The organism is Euzebyales bacterium (assembly GCA_035461305.1).
Lineage (GTDB): Bacteria > Actinomycetota > Nitriliruptoria > Euzebyales > JAHELV01 > JAHELV01.
The window spans coordinates 1-5,790 of sequence record DATHVN010000216.1 but is presented as its reverse complement, the minus strand read 5'-3'; the positions used below and the strand labels follow the sequence as shown (position 1 = coordinate 5,790).

Annotated in this window: 7 protein-coding genes and 1 pseudogene; 6 read left to right on the top strand and 2 right to left on the bottom strand. The window is 70.4% G+C overall.

All coding sequences use genetic code 11. From position 1 onward, the window contains the following. From VK923_19860 to VK923_19850, 3 genes are all read left to right on the top strand, one after another. Positions 1-286, top strand: a 286-nt coding sequence (locus VK923_19860; GenBank protein HSJ46934.1) for a hypothetical protein, incomplete at its 5' end; no start/stop codon positions are given. Then, a complete protein-coding gene (locus VK923_19855; GenBank protein ID HSJ46933.1) occupies positions 286-666 on the top strand; it encodes a CBS domain-containing protein in 381 nt (126 codons plus the stop codon). The genes VK923_19860 and VK923_19855, both read left to right, overlap by 1 nt. A 459-nt stretch (positions 667-1,125) precedes the next feature. After that, the gene (locus tag VK923_19850; protein HSJ46932.1) at positions 1,126-1,809 is read left to right on the top strand and encodes a hypothetical protein; all 684 of its coding nucleotides are present in this window, start codon (positions 1,126-1,128) and stop codon (positions 1,807-1,809) included. Here VK923_19850 and VK923_19845 read toward each other — a convergent pair. Then, a pseudogene (locus VK923_19845) lies at positions 1,791-2,324 on the bottom strand (WYL domain-containing protein). The gene VK923_19850 and the pseudogene VK923_19845 overlap by 19 nt on opposite strands. A 213-nt stretch (positions 2,325-2,537) precedes the next feature. After that, entirely contained in the window at positions 2,538-2,744 is a 207-nt protein-coding gene (locus VK923_19840; GenBank protein HSJ46931.1) for an HTH domain-containing protein, read from the bottom strand. 111 nt (positions 2,745-2,855) lie between these two features. Here VK923_19840 and VK923_19835 point away from each other — a divergent pair, with 111 nt between their 5' ends. From VK923_19835 to VK923_19825, 3 genes are all read left to right on the top strand, one after another. Continuing rightward, a complete protein-coding gene (locus VK923_19835; protein ID HSJ46930.1) occupies positions 2,856-3,293 on the top strand; it encodes a VOC family protein in 438 nt (145 codons plus the stop codon). Continuing rightward, complete coding sequence (locus VK923_19830) at positions 3,290-4,024, top strand: VOC family protein (protein ID HSJ46929.1); 735 nt, start codon at positions 3,290-3,292, stop codon at positions 4,022-4,024. The genes VK923_19835 and VK923_19830 overlap by 4 nt, the downstream gene beginning before the upstream one ends. A gap of 130 nt (positions 4,025-4,154) precedes the next feature. Beyond that, positions 4,155-5,366, top strand: a complete 1,212-nt coding sequence (locus VK923_19825; GenBank protein HSJ46928.1) for a crosslink repair DNA glycosylase YcaQ family protein — start codon at positions 4,155-4,157, stop codon at positions 5,364-5,366. Positions 5,367-5,790 lie beyond the last annotated feature (424 nt).

The following is a 5,790-nucleotide window of genomic DNA, read 5'->3' as shown; positions in this document are numbered from 1 at the left end:
CTGTGTCGACCGTGCCAAACCCGTGCTAGAACCGGGCTCTATGGGTGATCCTGGGGCAAGGCTGATCGAAGCACTCGACACGCTGAATGGCGTCGCCGGCGAACTGACCGCCGATGAGGCTGCTGAACTGCTCGACGCTGCGACCTTGCACGTGTACTGGCGGGAGTGGCCGGCCGTTGCCCGGTGGTGCGGGGCGCTGTGGCGGCGGCTGAACGCCGACCTTGAGATGCCCTCGTCCAGCCCGGCCGACGAAGACGAGGTTGACGAACTGGGTGGCAGTGGCTGATGACGGCGCTGAAGGATTTCATGACGACGTCGGTGCACACCGTCGGTGCAGACGCCACGGTGGCCGAGGCCGCCGAGGCCATGGTGCGCGGTCGCTTCGGATCGGTGCTCGTGATGGCCTCCGGCACCCTCATAGGCATCTTCACGGAGCGCGACGTCCTGCGCGCGGCCGCCGGAAGGGTCGACCTCTCGACCTCGACGGTGCGCGACTGGATGACGCCGGACCCAGTGACGGCCACCGGCGACATGGACTCCGCCGACGCTGCCGAGACGATGATAAGCCATGGCTTTCGTCACCTGCCTGTCACCGAACGCGGCAGGTTGCAGGGGATCGTCAGCCTGCGGGACGTCCTCAGCGACCGCCTACGTCCCGAACGCTGAGCAGCGGCTGGGTGCAGCAACTGGAGCACCATGTGCGGTTCATTGCTCCGCCCTACGGCTGCAGGCCCGGTTGAACCAGCGACACGGGTCATCGACCCACGCAACCGTATGCACGACGCGCGCCGGCTTCGGCAGGGCCTCCACAACAGGCCGCACTGCCGCGGCGATCAACCCGTCAGCCTCGTCGCCGCCCGGAACGCGGCTCTTTGCGGCCGGCCGCAGCAGGACCGATCACCACGACCTGGCCGCGGCCGAGGCAGATCCATCCGGTGGGCGTGAGCGCGGCTCATACTGCCGGGTGCACGCTGACGTGACGGTCGACGCAGACAGTGAGGTGGTACACGGGGCAGGCGAGGGCCTCGGTCGCCCCAGCATGGTGTGTCGCCGCTCATCGCGATGCAGCATGCAATGGAGGTCGCGGCGGACGAGCGCGGGTCGGCCTCGTGACGGTGCCGTGACATGATCGCAGCCTTCGGCTGGGGAGCGCTGGGAGGATCCGCTCTACTGGTCGGCGCGCTGATCGCGTATCTGCTGGCGCCGAGTCGGCGGATGATCGCGCTGGTGACGGCGCTGGGAACAGGCGTGCTGATCGGTTCGGTCTCGTTCGAGTTGGTCGAGGAGGCGCTCGAGACCCAGACCGTCGGTTGGGTCGCGCTTCTGGTCCTAGTCGGTGCGGCGGTGTTCACGATCGGCGACTGGCTGTTGGAGCGCCGTGGTGGGTCGGGCCGGAAGGACCCGTCGGGCGCGCAGGCGGAGGGTTCACCGTTGGCGATCGTGCTCGGGTCGGTGCTGGATGGGATCCCGGAGTCGTTCGTGCTCGGCCTCACGGTGCTGCAGGGTGGCGTGGAGCCTGTCGCTGCTCGCCGGCGTCGCGCTGTCGAACCTGCCCGAGGGAATGTCGTCGTCCAGCGGCCTGAAGGCGGCCGGATGGCCCCGGGGCCGGGTGGTGCTGATGTGGTCGGCGGTCGTGGCGGTCTCCGCGGTGTCCGCAGCGGCCGGGTGCCTGCTGCTGGACCCCGCAAGCGGGCGCACCGGGGCGCTGGTGCAGGCGTTCGCGGCCGGCGCTCTGCTGGCCAGCCACTGGACGTACACAAGCCCGGCGCACGGACGAGCGCAGTGGCGTGTCACGCCTGCGACCGGTAGCGGTCGACGAGTTCGGCACCGATGCGTGCGAGCTCGGCGCGAACCTCCTGTGGGGCCTCGACCTCCAGCATCGACCCCCATCCGGCGAGCTGCACGGCGATGGTCTGAGCTGTGGGCGCAGCCACCTCGACGCGGACGCGGCCATCGTCCAGATCGGCGACCCGGCGGCTGTGCCGGCCGAACTACTGCTCCAGGAACCGCGCCAACCGACCAGCGACGGTGACGGTAGCCGTCGTCCGCGCCCGGCGCCGCTCGACCTCGTCGACGACCTCCTCCCAAGCCGTCGACAACTCCAGGTCCGTCGGACGTTCGAAGTGGTCGGGGGTGACCTCGGCGTCGACGATGCGGTCGACACGAAACGTTCGCCGGCCGTGCTCCGTACCGGCCAGCAGGTACCAGACGCCGTCCTTGTCGGCCAGACCCCACGGCTCGATCGTGCTGGTCGATCCTCGACGCCTGCGGTCGACGTAGGTCAGCTGGACGGTCGACCGCTGGGCGATCGCGGTCTGGAGCACCCCGACGAGCTCCGTCCGCCCGTCCTCGCCGCGATCACCCCAGGCCGCCGGATCGACGACGATGGCGGCAGCCGCCGCCTCGGCGTCAGCCCGAAAGGTCGCAGGCAGGGCACGCACCAGCTTGCGGAGCGCAGAGGTCGCCTGCGGGGATGCGCCGGCGGACGGACCGACCAGCAAGAACAGGGGCCCGCGCCTCGTCCGCCGTGAGTCCCGTCAGGTCGGTCCGGGCACCGCCGAGCAGCGACCACCCGCCACCGCGCCCGGCTGTGGATAGATCGGGATGCCCGCCGCGGCGAGCCCCTCCAGATCGCGGCGAGCCGTGGCCACCGACACCTCGAGCTCGTCGGCCAGCGCGGCCGCGGTCATGCGGCCCCGGGCCTGCAGCAGCAGGAGGGCGGCGACGAGGCGGTCCGCGCGCATGCCATGAACATACCGACAACGTGATCAGAGGATGAGCGCTTTTGTGGCGGATACTGGTCGTGACCCGAATCGAACAGTCATCACAGGAGGAACCGGCCGATGCTGCGAGGCATGACCACCATCAGCTACTGGGCCGACGACGTGTCCGCCGCGCGCGACTGGTATTGCGAGCTCCTCGGGACCGACGCGTACTTCCAGCGCCCCGACGCCGAGCAACCTGCGTACGTCGAGTTCCGGGTCGGCGATCACCAGCACGAGCTCGGCATCGTGGCACGCAGCTGGGCACCCGACGGCTGGGACACCGGCACCGGTGGCGCGATCCTGTACTGGCACGTCGACGACCTCGGGGCGGCTATCGAGCGCCTGCTCGCCATGGGCGCCACGACCTACGAGCCCGTCACCGAGCGCGGTCCCGGCTTCGTCACTGCTGCGGTGACTGATCCGTTCGGCAACGTGCTGGGGGTCATGTACAACCAGCACTATCTGGACCGGCTCGCGCTGGACGCCGTCCAGCCCGCGGCTGCCCCGACCGAGCGGAGCAAGGCATGACCAGGCGACGGACCTATCTCCACGGCGTCACGTGCTGGGTCGACACCGGCCAGCCCGACATGAACGCCGCGAGCCGTTTCTACGCCGGCCTGTTCGGTTGGGAGCTGACCGACGCGACGCCTCCCGATGCGCCGGGCGCGTACCTGATCGCCACGCTCGACGGGCAGGACGTGGCGGCGATCGGCCCGACGCCGACCGACACGGCAGCGTGGAACACGTACGTCGCCGTCGACGACGCCGACGCCACGGCAGCCGGCGTCGAGGCCGGTGGCGGCACCGTCGTCTCCCCGCCGGAGGACGCCGGCCTGGGCGGCCGGGTCGCGACGTGCGTTGACCCGGCCGGCGCCCGGTTCCACCTGTGGCAGGCGCGACGGCGGCTTGGCGCCCAGCTGGTCAACGCTCCCGGCACCTGGAACTTCAGCGGTCTGCACACGCCGGACCGCGCCGCTGCGATGGCCTTCTACCGGCCGCTGTTCGCCTGGATCGACGCCGACCTGGCGCAGGGCACCGGGACGATGCTGCAGGTGCCCGGGTACGGCGACCACCTGGCCGCCACGATCGACCCGGGCATCCATGAGCGGCAGGGGTCGGCGCCCGACGGCTTCGCCGACGTGATCGGCGGCCTCGTGGTGACGGATGACGGCGAGCCGGCGCACTGGCACGTCACGTTCGCCGTGGCGGACCGGGACGACATCGTCGCGACGGCGGACGGCTCGGCGCGACCGTCGTGATCTCCGGCGATGACGTCTGGACCCGCCACGCCCTGCTGCGCGACCCGCAGGGCGCAACGTTCACCGTCAGCCAGTTCACACCGCCGGATCGACTGGTGACGCATGCCGTCCGTCGACGGAGGTCGCCGCGGTGACGTCGCAGCTGACCAGGTCTGACATCGCACGGTGGCGGCTGCACACGATGGGCCTCGTCGGGCCGGGGTTCGTCTCGCCGGCCGACGTCGTCGCGACGCTGGGCGCCGTCCAGGCACAGGACCACGCCATCGCGCTGTGGTCGGTCGCACAGCGGGTTCCCAGCGCCACGGTCACTGACGTCCAGCGCCTGCTCGATGACGGCGAGCTGTTGCGCACCCACGTGCTGCGCCCGACGTGGCACTACGTGACGCCGGCCGACATCGGCTGGATGCTCGAGCTGACGGCCCCGCGGATCCACGTCCACAACGGCACCTACTACCGCAGGCACGGGTTCGACGACGAGGTGTTCGCCCGCGCCCACGACCGCATCCGCGCCGCGCTGTCCGACGGTGCGCACCGTACCCGCGCCGCGCTGGCCGAGGAGCTGGCCGCCGGTGGGATCGACGTTACTGGTCAGGCGCTGGAGCACCTGGTGATGCACGCCGAGCTCGAGGGAGTGATCTGCAGCGGCCGCATGCGAGGGCGCCAGCAGACCTACGCGCTGCTCGAGGACCGGGCGCCGGCGCGTGGGGCGAACCAGCGGACGTCGCAGAGGGTCGCCGAGCTGACGCTGCGGTACTTCACCGGACACGGTCCGGCGACCGTGCAGGACTTCCGCTGGTGGTCCAGCCTCACGATGCGTCAGATCGAGGCTGGACTCCAGCAGGTCGGTGATCGCCTGTACCCCGAGACCGTCGACGACCGCACCTACCTGGCCGCCGGCCCGCCGCCACCGGGGACCACCTCGCCGACGGACGGGTCCGTCATACGACTGTTGCAGTCCTTCGACGAGTACGTGGTCGGCTACCGGGACAGCCGGGACGTCATCGACCTGTCCGGGGCCGAGGCGGAGCGCCGCGGCACGCCAGGCCTGCCATCGGCACTGGTGATCGTGGACGGGCAGATCGCCGGCCGCTGGCGACGGGCGGGTCCGGGCGGCGCAGGTCGATGTCGAGGTGGCCCTCCACCGGCCGTTCGACGAGGCCGAAGCCGTGGCGTTGCAGGCCGAGGTCGACCGGTACGCCGCTGCGCTCGGCCGCAGTGCCACGCTGATCACGTCGACCGTGTGACCGGTGCCGCCGACCGTGGCTCACCAGTACGAACGGAACGGCGAGCGCAGGTCGTCGACCAGCAGCTCGGGCGGCGAGATCTCCTCCAAAGGCCTTGACTCTGTCTGTCGAAGTCAGAGATGTTCAGATGGAGCAAGGGAAACGAGGTTGCCATGAAGGCAGTTGCCACGAGCTCGGTGGGCCCCTGATGATCGAGGACATACCACCGCCCGAGCCGGGGCGTCACGAGGTCGTCGTCAAGATCGAAGCGTCGGGTCTCTGCCATACCGACATCCACGCGGTCCATAGGGATTGGCCAGTCAAGCCGAGCCTCCCGCTCATCCCCGGGCACGAAGGGGTCGGACGTGTCGTGGCCCTCGGCGAGGACGTCGAGCATCTTTCGGAGGGCGACCGCGTCGCGCTGCCCTGGCTCGGGTGGGCGTGTGGCCGGTGCGAGTACTGCGTGGACGGTTGGGAGACCCTGTGTCCTCGTCAGAAGAACACCGGCTACTCGATCCCAGGCTCCTACGCAGAATATGCGAA